The organism is Enterobacter sp. CP102, assembly GCF_025152625.1.
GTDB classification, from domain to species: domain Bacteria; phylum Pseudomonadota; class Gammaproteobacteria; order Enterobacterales; family Enterobacteriaceae; genus Enterobacter; species Enterobacter soli.
Window position 1 is genome coordinate 3,310,887 of sequence record NZ_CP104014.1, and the last position, 17,810, is coordinate 3,328,696.

The window sequence follows — 17,810 nt, forward strand, 5'->3', positions numbered from 1 at the left end:
AAAAAAGCACAATAGCGAAATCTGTTTTCAGGAGTCACTATGAAACTCTTTCGTATCCTTGATCCGTTTACGCTTACCCTTATCGTCACCGTCTTACTGGCCTCTTTTTTCCCGGCACGCGGCGGCTTCGTCCCGTTCTTTGAAGGGTTAACGACCGCAGCGATCGCCCTGCTATTCTTTATGCATGGGGCCAAGCTTTCCCGCGAAGCCATTATCGCTGGCGGTAGCCACTGGCGGCTCCACCTGTGGGTGATGTGCAGCACCTTCATTTTGTTCCCGATCCTTGGCGTGCTGTTTGCCTGGTGGGCGCCTGTGAATGTCGACCCGGCGCTGTATACCGGTTTCCTGTATCTGTGCATTCTGCCCGCTACCGTTCAGTCCGCTATTGCGTTTACCTCGCTTGCTGGCGGCAACGTCGCCGCGGCAGTTTGTTCGGCCTCTGCATCCAGCCTGCTGGGGATTTTTGTCTCCCCGCTGCTGGTTGGTCTGCTGATGAATATGCACGGTGCGGAAGGTAACCTGGAACAGGTGGGTAAAATCTGTTTGCAGCTGCTGCTGCCGTTTGTGCTTGGGCATCTTTCCCGTCCGTGGACTGGCGCATTTGTGGCGAAGCACAAGAAATGGATCTCGAAAACCGACCAGACGTCGATTCTGCTGGTGGTCTATTCCGCGTTCAGTGAAGCCGTTGTGAACGGCATCTGGCACAAGGTTGGCGTGGGGTCGTTGCTGTTTATCGTTGTTGTCAGCATTGTGCTGCTGGCGATTGTGATTGTCGTCAACACCGTCGTCGCCCGCAAATGCGGCTTCAATAAAGCGGATGAAATCACGATTGTCTTCTGCGGTTCGAAAAAGAGTCTGGCGAACGGTATCCCGATGGCCAACATCCTGTTCCCGACATCAGTGATTGGGATGATGGTGCTGCCGCTGATGATTTTCCATCAGATTCAGCTCATGGTCTGTGCTGTGCTGGCGCGTCGCTACAAGCGTCAGGCAGAAAAGCAGGCGCAGGAAGAAACCCGCGCCGCGAAAGCTTAAGGGCGTTTCAGGGGCTGAACCAATTGCGTCAGCCCCTCGGTTTTGATCAGTAATGTGATGGACATCAGCTCCCCCAGCCGCCCGGCCGGAAATTGATCCTTGCGGGCAAACCACAGCAGATACTCTTCCGGCAAATCAATCAGCCTGCGGCCTTTGTACTTGCCGAACGGCATCTCGGTATTGGCGATATCAATGAGCTGTTCTTTTTCCACATTACTCTCCTAACAGGCGCAGCATTTCGGCTTCGTCGATAACCGCAATGCCCAGTTCCTGCGCTTTGGCAAGTTTTGAACCCGCCGCTTCACCCGCAATCACCAGGTCGGTTTTCTTCGACACGCTACCCGCCACTTTCGCCCCCAGCGCCACCAGACGCGCTTTGGCATCATCTCGCGATAACTGGCTCAGGCTCCCGGTCAGTACGACCGTTTTACCAGCGAACGGGCTGTCTATCTCTTCTGCATTTACCACCACCGGCGCAGGCCATTTAATGCCCTCTTCCAGCAGTTTGCCGATCACCTCACGGTTACTCTCTTCGGCAAAGAAGTTAAAGACGTGCGTGGCGACAACAATGCCGACATCCGGGACTTTTTGCAGTTCGTCGAGAGTCGCTTTTTCCAGCGCCTCCAGCGTACCAAAATAGGCTGCCAGCCCTGCCGCTGTCGCCTCGCCCACTTCACGAATGCCCAGTGCATAGAGGAAGCGCGCAAAGGTGGTTTCTTTCGCTGCTTCCAGCGCATTCACCACGTTTTGCGCCGACTTCGGCCCCATGCGGTCAAGGCCGGTCAGCTTACCTGCCGTCAGCTTAAACAGATCCGCTGGCGTGTGGACATACTCTTTCTCGACCAGCTGATCGATAATTTTATCACCCATGCCGTCAACGTCCATCGCCCGCCGGGAGACGAAGTGCTTCAGTGACTCTTTACGCTGAGCGCCGCAAATTAATCCGCCGGTACAACGCGCCACCGCTTCGCCTTCCACACGCTCAACGTCCGATCCACATACCGGACAATGGGTTGGAAATTCAATGGCGCGGGTATCGTCAGGACGCTCTGATTCGACAACGTTCACCACCTGCGGGATCACATCCCCCGCACGGCGGATAACCACTTTGTCACCAATCCGCAGACCCAGACGCTCAATCTCATCGGCGTTGTGCAGCGTGGCATTACTGACCAGCACGCCGGCAACCTGAACCGGCTCAAGGCGTGCAACAGGCGTAATCGCCCCGGTACGGCCCACCTGGAACTCCACATCGCGGACAAAGGTCATCTGTTCCTGCGCCGGGAACTTAAAGGCTACCGCCCAGCGCGGCGCACGGGCCACAAAGCCGAGTTGTTCCTGCAATTCTAGTGAGTTGACCTTAATCACCACACCGTCGATATCAAAGCCGAGCGTTGGTCGATCTTCTTCAACCTTGTGATAAAACGCCAGCACCGCCTCGGGGGAATCGCAAAGCTGCACGCGATTGCTCACCGGCAATCCCCACTCCCTGAATTGCAGCAGACGCCCCAGATGGGTATCCGGCAGTTCTCCGCCTTCCAGAATCCCCACGCCATAGCAGAAGAAAGTAAGCGGTCGCTTCGCGGTGATACGGGAGTCCAGTTGGCGCAGAGAGCCTGCGGCTGCGTTACGCGGGTTTGCAAAGACTTTGCCCCCGGTGCGACGCGCTTCTTCGTTGATCTTTTCGAAGCCAGCCTGCGGCAGGAACACCTCGCCGCGCACTTCCAGACGGGCCGGAATGTTCTCGCCGCGCAGCTTTAACGGGATGGCACGGATGGTACGGACGTTGGTGGTGATGTCCTCACCGGTTGTACCGTCACCACGGGTGGCAGCACGCACCAGCACGCCGTTTTCATAGAGAATGCTGACGGCAAGACCATCAAGCTTGAGCTCGCAGCACCAGCTCAGGGTATCGCTGCTTTTCAGCCTGTCCTGCACGCGCTTGTTGAACGCCAGGAAGCTCTCTTCATCAAAAACGTTATCCAGCGACAACATGGGTACTTCATGGCGTACCTGGCTGAACGCGCCCAGCGGCGCAGCGCCCACGCGCTGGGTGGGGGAATCTGGCGTAATACGCTCAGGGTGCTGCGCTTCCAGATCGCGCAGCTCGCGCATCAGGCGATCGTACTCCGCATCCGGGATCTCCGGTGCGTCCATAACATGATACAGATATTCATGATGGCGAAGCGTGGTTCGCAGTTGAGTCAGTTGTTGTTCGATTGAGTCCATATCGCACCATCAATGAGAAAAAACCCCCGACATGCGGGGGTTGAGGAGGAGTTGAAGTGAACGCGGAAATTACGCGTTGGCTTCCTTAACTTCGCGGATGCGGTCCTGATACTCGCGCAGTTTCTGCGGCGTCATCATGCGACGCTGGTCGTCGAGCACCACACCACCCACTTCGTCAGCAATGTGCTGAGCAGACTGGAGCATCAGCTTAAAGTTTTGCAGTTCGTCACCGTAAGACGGCACCTGCATAAAGATGGTCACGCCTGGCGTCACGAAATCACCGGTCATTTCCGGATCAAACGTACCTGGGTTCACCATGTTAGCCAGGCTGAACAGCGCAGGGCCGCTACCGTCAGGGCTCAGGTGACGATGGAAAATATTCATATCGCCAAACTTGAAGCCAGCCTGTTGAATGCTGTTAAGCAGCACATCACCATTCAGATGGCTGCCATGATGTGCGGCCACGTTCATGATGATAACGGCTTCTTTACGCTGCGGTTTTTCAACTACTGGGGCTTCTTCAACAACAGGTTCAGGCTCAACGAGCGGAGCAGGCGCTGGCGCAGGTTGCGGCGCAGGCTGCACATGAACAGGCTGCTGCGGTTGCTGTACCGGCTGCTGAGGCTGTTGCACAGGTTGCTGTTGAACCGGCTGCGGTGCAGCAGGCTGCTGATGGACAGGCTGTTGCGGCGGCTGGCGTACCGGCTCTTCCACAGGCTGCGGCGCGTGCTGGCGCGGCTGTGCAGAAGCGTACGGCGGTTGATACTGGTGCTGCGCGGCGCGAGGTGCTTCATGCTCCCCATGGCCTGCGCCGGGCGCAGTATTGACCCGATGAACGCGAACTTCACCCACGCCGTCGTCTTCGCTATCGTCGATGTCGTCTTCACCGTCATCTTCGTCACGACTGGACTTCATGCGCTTCAGTGGGCGATCGCGAAACATAGAAGAACGTTCTTTACGGCTGGTCCAGAAACCATGTACCAGTAAAGCGATTATGGCGATCGCGCCAACAATGATTAATATCAGACGCAAATCCTGCATCATTATATTCTCTGTTGTTCTAACACCTTGCCACCACGGCAAACATTTACTCACTAAGAGTATTTGCCGTTGACGTCAAGTGCAAGTGCGTGCAGAGCATTCACAGCATAAAGATGAGTTAAATCGTGCTTTTTGCTGTTTTTTCGAACATTTCCGAACTGGTCATTGGTCCGTAACTGGATAATATAGTCGTGCAATTCCACTGGTTGTGAAAAAAGGAGTACAGCCTGGTCATGGTTTCAACATCAACATCCGCCTCTCGCAGCGGCGTTTACTATTTTTCTCAGGGCTGGAAACTCGTTTCTCTGCCGGGCATCCGCCGTTTCGTGATTTTGCCTCTATTAATCAACATCCTTCTGATGGGTGGCGCGTTCTGGTGGCTGTTCACGAAACTAGAAAGCTGGGTCCCTGCCATCATGGGACACGTCCCGGACTGGCTACAGTGGTTAAGCTATTTGCTGTGGCCAATTGTTGTCATTTCGGTACTGCTGGTATTTGGCTACTTCTTCTCGACGATTGCCAACTGGATAGCCGCGCCTTTTAACGGCCTGCTGGCAGAACAATTAGAAGCGCGTCTTACCGGCGCCACACCGCCAGATACCGGCGTACTGGGAGTAATGAAAGATATTCCGCGCATCATGAAGCGCGAGTGGCAGAAGTTCGCCTGGTATCTGCCGCGCGCGATTGTGCTGCTTATCCTTTATTTTGTGCCTGGCATCGGCCAGACGGTGGCCCCGGTACTGTGGTTCCTGTTCAGCGCCTGGATGCTGGCAATCCAGTACTGTGATTACCCGTTCGATAATCACAAAGTGCCGTTTAAAGAGATGCGCACTGCCCTGCGCACCCAGAAAGTTGCCAACATGCAGTTCGGCGCACTGACCAGCCTGTTTACCATGATCCCGGTTCTCAACCTGTTCATCATGCCGGTGGCCGTCTGCGGCGCAACGACGATGTGGGTAGACTGCTACCGTGCTAAACATGCGTTATGGAAGTAATGCAAAAATGTGTAAACAAGGGGTGGCTTATGCCACCCCTTATTCCATACTGGATGGCATTATTTCTCATCAGCATATAGATATGCGAATTCCTTACTTCCCCATACTTATTCAACAGGTATGCTGGGTCGGTATCCCAATTTCATACAGTTAAGGACAGGCCATGAGTAAGATTTATGAAGACAACTCGCTGACTATCGGTCATACGCCCCTGGTTCGACTGAACCGTATCGGTAATGGACGCATTCTGGCGAAGGTCGAATCACGTAACCCAAGCTTCAGCGTAAAATGCCGTATCGGTGCAAACATGATTTGGGATGCTGAAAAACGTGGCGTTCTGAAGCCTGGCGTTGAACTGGTTGAGCCAACCAGCGGCAACACCGGTATTGCACTGGCCTACGTTGCAGCCGCGCGCGGCTACAAGCTGACGCTGACCATGCCTGAGACCATGAGTATTGAACGTCGCAAGCTACTGAAAGCGCTGGGTGCAAACCTGGTTCTGACCGAAGGCGCTAAAGGGATGAAAGGTGCCATCCAGAAAGCCGAAGAAATTGTTGCCAGCGACCCAGCGAAATATCTGCTGCTTCAGCAGTTTAGCAACCCAGCCAACCCTGAAATTCACGAAAAAACCACCGGCCCGGAAATCTGGGAAGATACTGACGGTCAGGTCGATGTATTCATCTCTGGCGTAGGTACCGGCGGTACGCTGACCGGTGTTAGCCGCTATATTAAAGGCACAAAAGGTAAAAAAGACCTGATTACCGTTGCCGTAGAGCCAACTGACTCCCCTGTTATTGCCCAGGCGCTGGCGGGTGAAGAGCTCAAACCAGGCCCACATAAAATCCAGGGTATCGGCGCTGGTTTTATTCCAGGTAACCTGGATCTGAAACTGATCGATAAAGTTGTCGCTATCACCAACGAAGAAGCCATCTCTACCGCCCGTCGTCTGATGGACGAAGAAGGTATTCTGGCCGGTATCTCTTCCGGTGCAGCTGTAGCCGCTGCACTCAAACTTCAGGAAGATGAAACCTTTACCAATAAGAATATTGTGGTTATCCTTCCTTCCTCGGGTGAGCGTTACTTAAGCACTGCACTGTTTGCCGACCTCTTCACTGAGAAAGAGCTGCAACAGTAATGCCAGCATGTTAAAAACGCGTAAAAAAGCACCTTTCTGGGTGCTTTTTTGTGGCCTGCTTCAAACTTTTACCCCTCCTGGCATTGATTCACCTCGTTGGGTCTGGTATTTAAACCAGCAATTATTTTGATGCGTGAAATTAATCAGTGAACGAAATAGCCTTGCTGAATCGATTTTATGATTTGGTTCAAGTCTTGCTTTCACTGCATAATGTTTAATGACGATCGAAACGTCAGCGCTAACAATACAGGCTAAAGTTCAGTCGCCAGGCTAGACTTTAGTTCCACAACACTAAACCTATAAGTTGGGGAAATACAATGTTCCAGCAAGAAGTTACCATTACCGCTCCGAACGGTCTGCACACCCGCCCTGCTGCTCAGTTTGTTAAAGAAGCGAAAGGCTTCACTTCTGAAATCACTGTGACTTCCAACGGCAAAAGCGCTAGCGCAAAAAGCCTGTTCAAACTGCAAACTCTGGGCCTGACTCAAGGCACCGTAGTCACCATCTCTGCGGAAGGTGAAGACGAGCAGAAAGCAGTTGAGCATCTGGTAAAACTGATGGCTGAGCTCGAGTAAGTTTCCGGGTTCTTTTAAATATCAGTCACAAGTAAGGTAGGGTTATGATTTCAGGCATTTTAGCATCCCCGGGTATCGCTTTCGGCAAAGCACTGCTGCTGAAAGAAGACGAAATCGTCATTGACCGGAAAAAAATTTCTGCCGACAAGGTTGATCAGGAAGTTGAACGTTTTCTGAGCGGTCGTGCCAAGGCATCTGCGCAACTGGAAGCGATCAAAACTAAAGCTGGCGAAACTTTCGGTGAAGAAAAAGAAGCCATCTTCGAAGGGCACATCATGTTGCTCGAAGATGAGGAGCTGGAGCAGGAAATCATAGCCCTGATTAAAGATAAAGGCATGACGGCCGATGCGGCTGCACATGAAGTTATCGAAGGTCAGGCGACTGCCCTGGAAGAACTGGATGACGAATACCTGAAAGAGCGTGCGGCTGACGTACGTGACATCGGTAAGCGCCTGCTGCGCAACATCCTGGGTCTGGCCATCATCGATCTGAGCTCAATTCAGGACGAAGTTATCCTGGTTGCCGCTGACCTGACGCCATCTGAAACCGCACAGCTGAACCTGAACAAGGTGCTGGGTTTCATCACTGACGCAGGCGGACGCACCTCCCACACCTCTATCATGGCGCGTTCTCTGGAACTGCCAGCCATCGTGGGCACCGGTAGCGTTACCGCTCAGGTGAAAAACGACGACTATCTGATTCTGGATGCCGTAAACAACCTGGTTTACGTCAACCCAACAAACGAAGAGATCGAGCAACTGCGTGCCGTTCAGGAGCAGGTTGCCACCGAGAAAGCGGAACTCGCTAAACTGAAAGACCTGCCAGCCATTACGCTGGACGGCCATCAGGTTGAAGTGTGCGCGAACATCGGTACCGTACGTGACGTTGATGGCGCTGAGCGCAACGGTGCGGAAGGTGTAGGTCTGTATCGTACTGAATTCCTGTTCATGGACCGCGACGCGCTGCCAACTGAAGAAGAACAGTTTGCTGCGTACAAAGCTGTTGCTGAAGCCTGTGGCTCTCAGGCAGTTATCGTCCGTACTATGGACATCGGTGGCGACAAAGAGCTGCCGTACATGAACTTCCCGAAAGAAGAGAACCCGTTCCTGGGCTGGCGTGCCGTGCGTATCGCCATGGATCGTAAAGAGATCCTGCGTGACCAGGTTCGCGCTATCCTGCGTGCTTCCGCTTTCGGTAAACTGCGCATCATGTTCCCGATGATCATCTCTGTTGAAGAAGTGCGTGCACTGAAGAAAGAGATCGAAATCTACAAACAGGAACTGCGTGACGAAGGTAAAGCTTTTGATGAAGCAATCGAAGTTGGCGTAATGGTGGAAACACCAGCTGCGGCCACAATTGCGCGTCATTTAGCCAAAGAAGTTGATTTCTTTAGTATCGGTACCAATGATTTAACGCAGTACACCCTGGCAGTTGACCGTGGTAATGATATGATTTCACATCTCTACCAGCCAATGTCACCGTCCGTACTGACGCTTATTAAGCAAGTTATTGATGCTTCTCATGCAGAAGGTAAATGGACTGGCATGTGTGGTGAGCTTGCAGGCGACGAACGTGCTACACTTCTGTTGCTGGGTATGGGTCTGGACGAATTCTCTATGAGCGCCATTTCCATCCCGCGCATTAAGAAGATTATCCGTAACACGAACTTCGAAGATGCGAAGGTATTAGCAGAGCAAGCTCTTGCTCAACCGACAACGGACGAGTTAATGACGCTGGTTAACAAGTTCATTGAAGAAAAAACAATCTGCTAATCCACGAGATGCGGCCCAATTTACTGCTTAGGAGAAGATCATGGGTTTGTTCGATAAACTGAAATCTCTGGTTTCTGATGATAAGAAAGACTCCGGAACTATTGAGATTGTTGCTCCGCTCTCCGGCGAGATCGTCAACATCGAAGACGTGCCGGATGTAGTGTTTGCTGAGAAAATCGTTGGTGATGGCATTGCTATCAAACCAACTGGCAACAAAATGGTTGCTCCAGTTGACGGCACCATCGGTAAAATTTTTGAAACCAACCATGCGTTCTCTATCGAATCTGATAGCGGTATCGAACTGTTCGTTCACTTCGGTATCGACACCGTTGAACTGAAAGGCGAAGGCTTCAAACGTATCGCGGAAGAAGGCCAGCGCGTTAAAGTTGGCGACCCGGTGATTGAATTCGATCTGCCACTGCTGGAAGAGAAAGCCAAGTCTACCCTGACTCCGGTTGTTATCTCCAACATGGACGAAATCAAAGAACTGATCAAACTGTCTGGCAGCGTTACCGTGGGTGAAACCCCGGTTATCCGCATCAAGAAGTAATTCTTGCCGCACAGAAAAATGGCGCCTTCGGGCGCCATTTTTGTTTATGCAGGTAAGATAAGCTCGTCGTACCCTTTCGACTGCGTATAAGTCATCACGTCCGTGACGCGATCGCCCGCACGGCGAATGGCGTCAGCCACCGTTTTGCCCTCGGCAATACCGCTCACCAGCTCAGAGCAGAACAGGTCGCCCGTGCCTTTCAGGTCGGTCTCTACACGCGGGTGCGCACTGACCGTCACGCTCTCTTTAGTCACCAGCACAACATGAATGTTCTCTGGGTCGTCAGCTACCGGAGCACTGGTGATAGCCACCCATTTCAGCGTCTCTGACAACAGCCCCTGGGCTGCCTCAATTGCGCTTTCAGGCGTCCGGCACGGTTTACCGCTTAAGATTTCAAGCTCAAAGACATTTGGCGTGATGCCCTGTGCCAGCGGCAGCAGATGCTGCCGATAGGCGTCCGGAATGTCGGGTTTAACATAGATACCGCTGTCGGTATCCCCAATCACCGGGTCGACCAGCACCAGTAAATCAGGATGCCGCACCTTGATGGCCTTGAGCCACTGGGCCAGCAGCGCAATCTGGCTGGCGCTGCCCATATAGCCGGTGGTAACCGCTTTTAACTCGCGCAGGATATCACGCTCTTCCAGCGCTTTAAGATAGCCGCTAAACCATTCGTCAGGGATCACGCCGCCGTAGAAGGTGTCGTAGTGCGGCGTGTTGCTGAACAGGACCGTCGGCACGGCGGTGACGTTTAGCTGATGCGTTCTGATGTTCGGCACCGCAATGCTGTTACCCACGCTGCCGTACACTACCTGTGACTGCACCGCGACAATATCGGTTTGCTGCGCCCGGGATGTGTCCCGAAATAAAACCATCTCCATGATGCTTAAATCCCCGCCCCCTGCGAATAACTCTCTTCACCAAAGACACCGATAGAGAGATAACGATCTCCGCGATCGCAGATAATCGCCACCACTACTGCGCCCGGATTTGCCTGTGCAACCCGGATCGCGCCCGCTACCGCGCCGCCCGAACTGACACCGCAGAAGATACCTTCACGAACAGCCAGCTCACGCATGGTATTTTCCGCCTCGCGCTGGTGAATATCCAGTACCTGATCCACAAGCTGTGCGTTAAAAATCCCCGGCATGTATTCAGCAGGCCAGCGGCGAATACCGGGAATACTGCTCCCCTCTTCCGGTTGCAGGCCAACAATGGTGACGGGTTTCGCCTGCTCACGCAGAAAACGGGAAACCCCCGTAATGGTGCCGGTGGTACCCATGCTGGAGACAAAATGGCTGATGCGCCCGTCGGTTTGCTGCCAGATTTCCGGGCCGGTGGTGGTGTAGTGCGCGTACGGGTTGTCCGGGTTGTTGAACTGATCGAGCAGCTTCCCTTCGCCGCGTTCGGCCATCTCCAGCGCTAAGTCACGCGCTCCTTCCATCCCCTGCTCTTTGGTCACCAGAATCAGTTCCGCGCCGTAAGCCCGCATAGCAGCGCGACGCTCCTGGCTCATGTTATCCGGCATCAGCAGCTTCATGCGATAACCTTTCAGCGCGGCGATCATCGCCAGGGCGATCCCCGTGTTGCCGCTGGTTGCTTCAATCAGCACGTCGCCGGGCTTAATCTCACCGCGTTTTTCCGCCTGGACAATCATCGACAATGCCGCTCTGTCCTTAACGGAGCCCGCCGGGTTATTGCCTTCGAGTTTGACCCAGATTTCGCTGCCGTTGTCAGGCCCCATGCGCTGAAGTTTGACCAGAGGTGTGTTGCCGATGGTATGTTCTAATGTACTCATGTTCGCTGCCCAATAAAAAGCCCGGTGGCGCTTTCGCTTACCGGGCCTACAGAGAGCATGATTGTAGGCCGGGTAAGCGCAGCGCCACCCGGCAAAACTACGTGACCTTAACCTATCAGGCTGACTCCGCCAGAGCAATATCCTCGCGCGTTTCAATACGCTCGTTTCCGTGGTAAATCCGCGCATGTTGCAAGCCAACAAACAGGCGCTCGCCCCGGAATGGCGGCTCTTCATCACGCATAACCACGGTCAGCGGTTCGGTGTACCAGCCCAGAGGTTGTACTACCAATTGGGTGTAGTGACCTTTAGGGCTAGCTTCCAGCACCTGCACCGGCAGCGGTGAGTCGAGACTGGTGCGACGGCTCACATCCACTTCCCACGGGCGCAGGAACAGGTCGACCGGCCCCTGATGCGCAGAGGTATAGCCCAGCGGCCAGCGGTGCGCACCCACGTGGAATTGCCCCCCGCGAATGGTGCCCTGCAAACGGTTCACTTCGCCCATAAATTCCAGCACGAAACGGGTCGCCGGTTCACGCCAGAGATGTTCTGGTTCATCAACCTGCTCAATGTTCCCCTGGCTCATCACCACCACGCGGTCGGCCACTTCCATTGCCTCTTCCTGGTCGTGGGTCACGAAGACGCTGGTGAACTGAAGCTCTTCATGCAGCTGACGCAGCCAGCGACGCAGCTCTTTACGCACCTGCGCATCAAGCGCGCCAAACGGCTCATCCAGCAGCAGGATCTGTGGCTCTACAGCCAGCGCACGCGCCAGCGCCACACGCTGCTTCTGCCCGCCAGACAGCTGAGCCGGGAAGCGATCGGCCAGATGGGCAAGCTGCACCATCTCAAGCAACCTGGTAACTTTCGCCTTAATAGTGGCAGCGTCCGGGCGTTCACGGCGTGGCAGCACGGTCAGGCCGAAAGCGATGTTATCGAACACCGTCATATGGCGGAACAGCGCGTAATGCTGGAACACAAACCCCACCTTACGGTCGCGGGCGTGAAGACGGCTCACGTCGGTGCCGTGGAAACGGATGTGCCCGCTGGACTGATGCTCGAGCCCGGCGATAATTCGCAGCAATGTGGTTTTACCGGAGCCAGACGGCCCCAGCAGCGCCACCATTTGTCCGGAAGGGATATCCAGCGAGATATCATTCAGCACCTGGGTGCGACCAAAAGACTTCTTAATATTGGCAATCTCAATGCTCATGATTTCCCTCCTGATGCAGACGTTTTTCCTGATTCTCTAAACGCCACTGCACCACACTCTTCAAAAACAGGGTCAAAATAGCCATCAGCGTCAGTAACGCTGCGGCGGTAAAGGAACCGACGGTGTTGTAGTCTTGCTCCAGTAATTCGATTTGCAACGGCAGCGACAGGGTTTCGCCGCGGATCGAGCCGGATACCACCGACACCGCGCCAAACTCGCCAATCGCACGGGCATTGGTCAGCACCACGCCGTAAAGCAACGCCCAGCGGATGTTAGGCAGCGTCACGCGGCGGAACATCTGCCAGCCAGACGCGCCCAGCAGCACCGCGGCTTCGTCTTCGTTGCTCCCCTGGCTTAACATCACCGGCACCAGTTCGCGTACCACAAACGGACAGGTTACAAAGATGGTGACCAGTACCATGCCCGGCCAGGCGAACATGATCTGCAGGTTGTGCTCATCCAGCCAGCCGCCAAGCGGGCCGTTGGAACCGTAAAAAAGCAGGTAAATCAGACCGGCAACAACAGGCGACACGGCAAACGGGATATCCAGCAGGGTCAGCAACAGCTGACGTCCCGGGAAGTTGAACCGCGTCACCAGCCAGGCAAGCAGCGTACCGAACACCAGGTTGACTGGCACAGTGATAAGCGCAATCAGCACGGTTAGCCAGATGGCGTGCAGCATATCCGGGTTGGCAAGATTTTCCAGCGCAGGCATCAGCCCCTGGCTGAATGCCTTGACGAAGATATAGACCATTGGCACAACAAGAATGAAGGCTGACACCAGCACGCCGGTACCAATCAAAAACCATTTGCCCCAGTTAATGCGGGGCGCATCGTAACGCTTCAATTGAGTAACTTCCGCCATCAGTGACCTACCACACGTCGACCAAAGCGACTTTGCAGAGTGTTAATCGAGTACAGCAGCAGCAGCGACGCGGCAAGGATCACCGACGCAATGGCGCTTGCAGCCGGATAATCAAACTCCTGCAAACGAATAAAAATCATCAGCGACGTGACTTCCGTCTTCCACGCGATGTTCCCGGCGATGAAGATCACCGCGCCAAATTCGCCGAGGCTGCGGGTAAACGACAGCGCGATACCCGCCATCAGCGCCGGAGACAACTCCGGCAGTACCACTTTGCGGAAGCTCTGCCAGCGCGTAGCGCCCAGCGTTTCAGCCGCTTCTTCGTATTCAGGACCCAACTCTTCCAGCACAGGCTGAACGGTACGCACCACAAAAGGAATACTGGTAAAGGCCATCGCCACGGCAATACCCAGCCAGGTGTAGGTCACTTTGATATCAAACTTCGCCAGCCATTCGCCGTAAAAACCGTTCAAGGAAAAGAGCGATGCCAGGGTTAAACCGGCTACCGCCGTCGGCAGGGCAAAGGGCAAATCCATTAACGCGTCGAGCAATGTACGACCCGGGAAACGGTAGCGGGTTAAGATCCACGCCATCAGCAGGCCGAACACGCCGTTGAAAATCGAGGCCACAAACGCCGACAACAGCGTCACCTTATAGGCTGCCACCACCTGAGGGTTGGTGATCACTTCCCAGTACTGCGACCAGCTCATCTGCGCGAGCTGCATCACCAGCGCGCTCAGCGGCAACAACAGGATCAGGCAGACGTACAGCAGGCTGGTCCCGAGGCTCAAGGTAAAGCCCGGCAGCACGCGTTTAGTCGATACTGCAAACATTACTTACGCCCCGCCGCCAGCAACTTGTCTAACTCACCGCCACTGGCAAAATGTGTTTTCATCACATCAGGCCAGGAGCCGAAATGGTCTTCCACGCGGAACAGCTCGGTCTGCGGGAATTTGTCCTTCAGTTTGTTCATCACTTCCGGGTTATTCACGCGGTAGTAATAATCAGTAATAACGGTCTGCGCCTGCGGGCTGTACAGATAGTTGAGGTAGGCTTTCGCCGCTTTCTCTGTACCGTTGGCTGCAACGTTTTTATCCACCCATGCCACCGGGAACTCGGCCAGAATGTTGGTTTTCGGGATAACAACTTCAAAGCCCTGCGCTTCGTACTGCTTACGGATGTTGTTCACTTCCGATTCAAAGCTAATCAACACATCGCCCAGACCGCGCTCCGCGAAGGTAGTGGTCGCACCGCGACCGCCGGTATCAAACACTTCGACGTTTTTCAGGAACTGGGTCATGAACTGCCCGGTTTTGGCTTTATCGTTACCGTCAGCTTTGTCCGCTGCGCCCCACGCCGCCAGATAGGTATAACGCGCGTTGCCGGAGGTTTTCGGATTCGGGAAAATCAGTTTTACGTCAGAACGCACCAGGTCGTTCCAGTCGTGAATATTTTTCGGGTTGCCCTTACGCACCAGGAAACCCATGGTGGAGTAGAACGGTGAGCTGTTATTCGGCAGACGGCTCTGCCAGTCCGCCGGGAGCAGCTTGCCTTTGTCATGCAGGATCTGCACGTCCGTCACCTGGTTGTAGGTCACTACGTCCGCTTTCAGGCCCTGAAGGATCGCCAGCGCCTGCTTGGACGAGCCCGCATGAGATTGTTTGATGGTCAGCTTGTCGCCGTTATTCTCTTTCGCCCACTGCTGTTCAAACGGTGGGTTCAGGGCGGCAAACAGCTCGCGGGACACATCATAAGAACTGTTCAACAGCTCTGTTGCCTGCGCCTGTGCCACCAGCAGTAAACCTGCCAGCGCCAGAGATCCTTTTTTCAGTACAGTAACGGCCATTGAGCACCCTTATAAATGTGATGACTATCTAATGGTCATAATATTTATAACGAGTACGAAAGGAGTAACGGTTTTATATACCGTTTGGTGATTTACAAGCAGAAAAGAGAATAAGGGTGCGGGGAAAATTGCCGGGTTGCGCTAACGCTTACCCGGCCTGGGTATGAAAAGCGGTTTTACAATGCCAGCAGGCGCTCCACGGATGGCGCGAAGTAATAGCCGCCGGTTACCGGTTTGGTGAAACGCAGCATGGCGTCGCGCTTGCCGTCGGTATCACCAAACATGCTCAGCAGTTGCTGTTCGATATTGTACAGACGTGCGCAGTACGCGCAGAAGTACAGGCCATGCGTGCCGCTTGCCGTGCCGTATGGCAGGCTCTGGCGAACAATTTTCAGGCCTTTGCCGTCCTCTTTCAGATCAACACGGGTCAGGTGAGAGGTAACGGGACGGTCATCGCCGTCGATCTCTTCGTTGGCTTCTTTGGTACGCCCGATCATCATCTCCTGGTCGTGCACGCTCATGCGGTTAAGCTGCCTGAGGTTGTGCTCCCAGCGCTGCACGAACACATAGCTGCCGCCTGCGTCCACACCGTCTTTGATCACCGCTACTTCACGGCGCGTCTCTTCACCCGCCGGGTTTTCAGTACCGTCGACAAAGCCGCTCAGATCGCGCTCTTCTACCCAACGGAAACCGTGCACTTCTTCCTGCACGTCGATGCTGTCGCCAAACGCTGCTACCGCCGCCTGCGCAACAGAGAAGTTAACGTCGTGACGCAAAGAGAGAATGTGAATCAGCACATCGTACTGGGTCGCTGGCGCAAGACCTTTACCGTAAGGGATAAAGTCTTTCAGCTCTTCAGCTCCTTCGCCGCCGCTCAGCTGACGCCAGACGTTATTACCGAAGGCAACAACCGCGCCCAGGTGGGCGTCGGGGAATTTGGCCTGGAAGGAGGCCAGTTGATCAACGAATACTTTGCTGGCCGCACGCAGGGCATCCACGTCCCCTTTTACATTGGCTTCAATCCAAATCGCCGCGCGGCAATGTTCTGGCAAAATGCCACTCTGAACCTGAGACATCGCTCCTCCTGAAATAAAGATGCCACGACAACGTGGCATTCATGGCGGCTATTATACCTGGATTTCAGCGGGGCGGTTTGTTCAGACGCAAATTACTGCTTCCAGATAATTTTGCTCACTTTCCAGTTTTTCAACGTATCGTCAGACGGCATTAACCCTTCCGGGCCGCTCCAGGTGCCGGTAAAGAGGTAACTGATGTGCGCGCTGCCTTCTGCTTTACACTCCACCGCCACGCTGTCGTCGGATGGCACGCTGGTGCAGTTGCCGAAAGCCTGTTTGTAGAGCTCGCTAAATGGCGTACCGACTTTCACACCGCTTGCGGTCGGGATATCTTCGTCCAGTACCGCAACGCGGTTTACCGTGCCTTTATCACCGTTAATCACCAGCGCCAGCGTGTCGCCTTTCAGCGCTTCGAAATAGTGCACGATGGTGCCATTTTCCGTTTTCATGCCGCTACGCAGGCGATAGTCACTGCTCAGCGCAGACTGAATAGCGTCCTGATCCAGTGCCGTCGACGCGGTGATTTTGCCCACGCCCTGCTCGGTCACTTCTGTTGAAGAACCAAACCAGTTCCACGGATACGCGGCCGACCAGTTAATTGAGGAGAGCGTTGAGCAGCCGGTTAATGCCAGCGGGAGAGCGCATAAAAGTAAACGCAGCGATTTCATTGAAACGTCCTTACTTGTTAAATCAACGCTTGTTGGAGTGCAGCATCGGCAAAAAGTGCCGCTTAATCTTTCTCGGGCGTAAAACAGGCGCGAAGACGGGGGTTAGTTAACAGCCACATCAGCGCCACGATATCCGCCACCAGCAACCCAATCCCCAGCCCGGCGAGCGGCTCGCCATAGAGCCAGAGTACGGGCTGCCAGCACAGCAGCGCAATTTGCGCCGCAATCAGCAACCAGCGAAGCGCCTGCCAGAGTCGCGGGATAAGATGGCGTCGCCCGCTGCACAGAAATGCCACGACCGCCGGCACGCCCGGCAACAATCCCAGCCAGAAGGCATCGTGATCGGGGTAAAATAGCGTCAGCAGCGTATCGCCCTGCCCGCGTGATGCCGCGGCCATAACAAACAACACCCAGGTACGTGCCTGCAACAGCAAAACGCACCAGAACAAAAACGGCAGCCTGACACGCCCTTGCGCATCATAGTCTGCCGGGTGTATCTCAGTACTCTTCATCTTCTATCAGGCGCTTACCTAAATTCAACACATCAGAATGCTCGTAACCCAGGCGCTCATACATGCCTAGCACCACGTCGTTGTCTTCCCGCACCATGATCTGAATTTTCGGGCAGCCGCGGGCAATCAATTTCTTTTCCAGGCGATTGAGCAGCGCATTGGCGATGCCACGACCGCGGTATTCCGGGTGCACGCCCAGATAATATGCAGAGCCGCGATGACCATCGTAACCGCCCATCACCGTACCAACGACTTCGCCGTTCACTTCGGCAACCAGGAACAGACTGACGTCGTGGTTCACCTTACGTTCAATGTCCATTTCCGGGTCATTCCACGGACGCAACAGATCGCAGCGCTCCCAAAGGGTGACCACCTCTTCGAAATCTTCCTGGCGAAAAACGCGTATCTCCATGGTATTAACCGCCTTTTCAGGTTTAAAAACAGTGATTATGGCGCGAACGCCGTCAATAGCCAATAACCGGCGAAAATCCCACTAAAATTTG

General features: G+C 54.4%; 19 protein-coding genes. 6 read left to right on the plus strand and 13 right to left on the minus strand.

Annotated elements, in window-relative coordinates:
* Positions 1–39: 39 nt before the first annotated feature.
* On the plus strand, positions 40–1,035 hold the full coding sequence (locus N1249_RS15620; protein ID WP_259830850.1) for a bile acid:sodium symporter family protein: 996 nt from the start codon (positions 40–42) through the stop codon (positions 1,033–1,035).
* On the opposite strand, the gene N1249_RS15625 is transcribed toward N1249_RS15620, so the two are convergent.
* From N1249_RS15625 to zipA, 3 genes are all read right to left on the minus strand, one after another.
* On the minus strand, positions 1,032–1,247 hold the full coding sequence (locus N1249_RS15625; RefSeq protein ID WP_014071243.1) for a DUF3820 family protein: 216 nt from the start codon (positions 1,245–1,247) through the stop codon (positions 1,032–1,034). The genes N1249_RS15620 and N1249_RS15625 overlap by 4 nt on opposite strands.
* Position 1,248: 1 nt before the next feature.
* Complete coding sequence (gene ligA, locus N1249_RS15630; protein WP_259830852.1) at positions 1,249–3,264, minus strand: NAD-dependent DNA ligase LigA; 2,016 nt, start codon at positions 3,262–3,264, stop codon at positions 1,249–1,251.
* A gap of 69 nt (positions 3,265–3,333) precedes the next feature.
* Positions 3,334–4,308: a cell division protein ZipA gene (gene zipA, locus N1249_RS15635; protein ID WP_259830854.1), complete on the minus strand. Its 975-nt coding sequence runs from the start codon at positions 4,306–4,308 to the stop codon at positions 3,334–3,336.
* 230 nt (positions 4,309–4,538) lie between these two features.
* Here zipA and cysZ point away from each other — a divergent pair, with 230 nt between their 5' ends.
* The 5 genes from cysZ to crr all read left to right on the plus strand — a co-directional run bounded on the left by cysZ (position 4,539) and on the right by crr (position 9,332).
* Positions 4,539–5,300 (plus strand): sulfate transporter CysZ, encoded by a 762-nt coding sequence (gene cysZ, locus N1249_RS15640; RefSeq protein ID WP_259830856.1) that lies wholly within the window; start codon positions 4,539–4,541, stop codon positions 5,298–5,300.
* A 163-nt stretch (positions 5,301–5,463) separates the two neighbouring features.
* Positions 5,464–6,435: a cysteine synthase A gene (cysK, locus tag N1249_RS15645; RefSeq protein ID WP_006176601.1), complete on the plus strand. Its 972-nt coding sequence runs from the start codon at positions 5,464–5,466 to the stop codon at positions 6,433–6,435.
* Between the two features lie 317 nt (positions 6,436–6,752).
* Complete coding sequence (gene ptsH / locus N1249_RS15650) at positions 6,753–7,010, plus strand: phosphocarrier protein Hpr (RefSeq protein ID WP_000487600.1); 258 nt, start codon at positions 6,753–6,755, stop codon at positions 7,008–7,010.
* Between the two features lie 44 nt (positions 7,011–7,054).
* The gene (gene ptsI, locus N1249_RS15655; protein ID WP_014071248.1) at positions 7,055–8,782 is read left to right on the plus strand and encodes a phosphoenolpyruvate-protein phosphotransferase PtsI; all 1,728 of its coding nucleotides are present in this window, start codon (positions 7,055–7,057) and stop codon (positions 8,780–8,782) included.
* Positions 8,783–8,822: 40 nt separating this feature from the next.
* Complete coding sequence (crr, locus tag N1249_RS15660) at positions 8,823–9,332, plus strand: PTS glucose transporter subunit IIA (RefSeq protein WP_003861316.1); 510 nt, start codon at positions 8,823–8,825, stop codon at positions 9,330–9,332.
* Between the two features lie 44 nt (positions 9,333–9,376).
* Here the strand turns inward: crr and pdxK are convergent, their stop codons facing one another.
* The 10 genes from pdxK to N1249_RS15710 all read right to left on the minus strand — a co-directional run bounded on the left by pdxK (position 9,377) and on the right by N1249_RS15710 (position 17,719).
* Entirely contained in the window at positions 9,377–10,213 is an 837-nt protein-coding gene (pdxK, locus tag N1249_RS15665) for a pyridoxine/pyridoxal/pyridoxamine kinase (protein WP_259830859.1), read from the minus strand.
* Positions 10,214–10,218: 5 nt separating this feature from the next.
* The gene (cysM, locus tag N1249_RS15670; protein ID WP_259830861.1) at positions 10,219–11,130 is read right to left on the minus strand and encodes a cysteine synthase CysM; all 912 of its coding nucleotides are present in this window, start codon (positions 11,128–11,130) and stop codon (positions 10,219–10,221) included.
* A gap of 115 nt (positions 11,131–11,245) precedes the next feature.
* Complete coding sequence (gene cysA / locus N1249_RS15675) at positions 11,246–12,340, minus strand: sulfate/thiosulfate ABC transporter ATP-binding protein CysA (protein WP_259830863.1); 1,095 nt, start codon at positions 12,338–12,340, stop codon at positions 11,246–11,248.
* Positions 12,330–13,205: a sulfate/thiosulfate ABC transporter permease CysW gene (gene cysW, locus N1249_RS15680; protein WP_259830865.1), complete on the minus strand. Its 876-nt coding sequence runs from the start codon at positions 13,203–13,205 to the stop codon at positions 12,330–12,332. The genes cysA and cysW overlap by 11 nt, the downstream gene beginning before the upstream one ends.
* Positions 13,205–14,038, minus strand: a complete 834-nt coding sequence (cysT, locus tag N1249_RS15685) for a sulfate/thiosulfate ABC transporter permease CysT (RefSeq protein ID WP_259830867.1) — start codon at positions 14,036–14,038, stop codon at positions 13,205–13,207. The genes cysW and cysT overlap by 1 nt, the downstream gene beginning before the upstream one ends.
* The gene (locus N1249_RS15690) at positions 14,038–15,051 is read right to left on the minus strand and encodes a sulfate ABC transporter substrate-binding protein (RefSeq protein WP_259830869.1); all 1,014 of its coding nucleotides are present in this window, start codon (positions 15,049–15,051) and stop codon (positions 14,038–14,040) included. The genes cysT and N1249_RS15690 overlap by 1 nt, the downstream gene beginning before the upstream one ends.
* A 176-nt stretch (positions 15,052–15,227) precedes the next feature.
* Positions 15,228–16,127, minus strand: coding sequence for a Dyp-type peroxidase (locus N1249_RS15695; protein ID WP_259830871.1), 900 nt, complete (start codon positions 16,125–16,127; stop codon positions 15,228–15,230).
* A gap of 92 nt (positions 16,128–16,219) precedes the next feature.
* Positions 16,220–16,795: an RpoE-regulated lipoprotein gene (locus N1249_RS15700; protein ID WP_259830872.1), complete on the minus strand. Its 576-nt coding sequence runs from the start codon at positions 16,793–16,795 to the stop codon at positions 16,220–16,222.
* 62 nt (positions 16,796–16,857) lie between these two features.
* Entirely contained in the window at positions 16,858–17,307 is a 450-nt protein-coding gene (locus tag N1249_RS15705) for a DUF2919 domain-containing protein (protein ID WP_259830874.1), read from the minus strand.
* Positions 17,294–17,719 carry a GNAT family acetyltransferase gene (locus N1249_RS15710; protein WP_259830876.1) on the minus strand — a complete coding sequence of 142 codons (426 nt, stop codon included), beginning with the start codon at positions 17,717–17,719 and terminating at the stop codon, positions 17,294–17,296. Before N1249_RS15710 ends, N1249_RS15705 begins: the two co-directional genes overlap by 14 nt.
* Positions 17,720–17,810 lie beyond the last annotated feature (91 nt).

Excerpts from the sequence above, each read along its gene's own strand:
- N1249_RS15620 (WP_259830850.1), top strand. The coding sequence starts at position 40 with ATGAAACTCTTTCGTATCCTTGATCCGTTTACGCTTACCCTTATCGTC.
- ligA (WP_259830852.1), bottom strand. The coding sequence starts at position 3,264 with ATGGACTCAATCGAACAACAACTGACTCAACTGCGAACCACGCTTCGC.
- zipA (WP_259830854.1), bottom strand. The coding sequence starts at position 4,308 with ATGATGCAGGATTTGCGTCTGATATTAATCATTGTTGGCGCGATCGCC.
- cysZ (WP_259830856.1), top strand. The coding sequence starts at position 4,539 with ATGGTTTCAACATCAACATCCGCCTCTCGCAGCGGCGTTTACTATTTT.
- cysK (WP_006176601.1), top strand. The coding sequence starts at position 5,464 with ATGAGTAAGATTTATGAAGACAACTCGCTGACTATCGGTCATACGCCC.
- ptsH (WP_000487600.1), top strand. The coding sequence starts at position 6,753 with ATGTTCCAGCAAGAAGTTACCATTACCGCTCCGAACGGTCTGCACACC.
- ptsI (WP_014071248.1), top strand. The coding sequence starts at position 7,055 with ATGATTTCAGGCATTTTAGCATCCCCGGGTATCGCTTTCGGCAAAGCA.
- crr (WP_003861316.1), top strand. The coding sequence starts at position 8,823 with ATGGGTTTGTTCGATAAACTGAAATCTCTGGTTTCTGATGATAAGAAA.
- pdxK (WP_259830859.1), bottom strand. The coding sequence starts at position 10,213 with ATGGAGATGGTTTTATTTCGGGACACATCCCGGGCGCAGCAAACCGAT.
- cysM (WP_259830861.1), bottom strand. The coding sequence starts at position 11,130 with ATGAGTACATTAGAACATACCATCGGCAACACACCTCTGGTCAAACTT.
- cysA (WP_259830863.1), bottom strand. The coding sequence starts at position 12,340 with ATGAGCATTGAGATTGCCAATATTAAGAAGTCTTTTGGTCGCACCCAG.
- cysW (WP_259830865.1), bottom strand. The coding sequence starts at position 13,205 with ATGGCGGAAGTTACTCAATTGAAGCGTTACGATGCGCCCCGCATTAAC.
- cysT (WP_259830867.1), bottom strand. The coding sequence starts at position 14,038 with ATGTTTGCAGTATCGACTAAACGCGTGCTGCCGGGCTTTACCTTGAGC.
- N1249_RS15690 (WP_259830869.1), bottom strand. The coding sequence starts at position 15,051 with ATGGCCGTTACTGTACTGAAAAAAGGATCTCTGGCGCTGGCAGGTTTA.
- N1249_RS15695 (WP_259830871.1), bottom strand. The coding sequence starts at position 16,127 with ATGTCTCAGGTTCAGAGTGGCATTTTGCCAGAACATTGCCGCGCGGCG.
- N1249_RS15700 (WP_259830872.1), bottom strand. The coding sequence starts at position 16,795 with ATGAAATCGCTGCGTTTACTTTTATGCGCTCTCCCGCTGGCATTAACC.
- N1249_RS15705 (WP_259830874.1), bottom strand. The coding sequence starts at position 17,307 with ATGAAGAGTACTGAGATACACCCGGCAGACTATGATGCGCAAGGGCGT.
- N1249_RS15710 (WP_259830876.1), bottom strand. The coding sequence starts at position 17,719 with ATGGAGATACGCGTTTTTCGCCAGGAAGATTTCGAAGAGGTGGTCACC.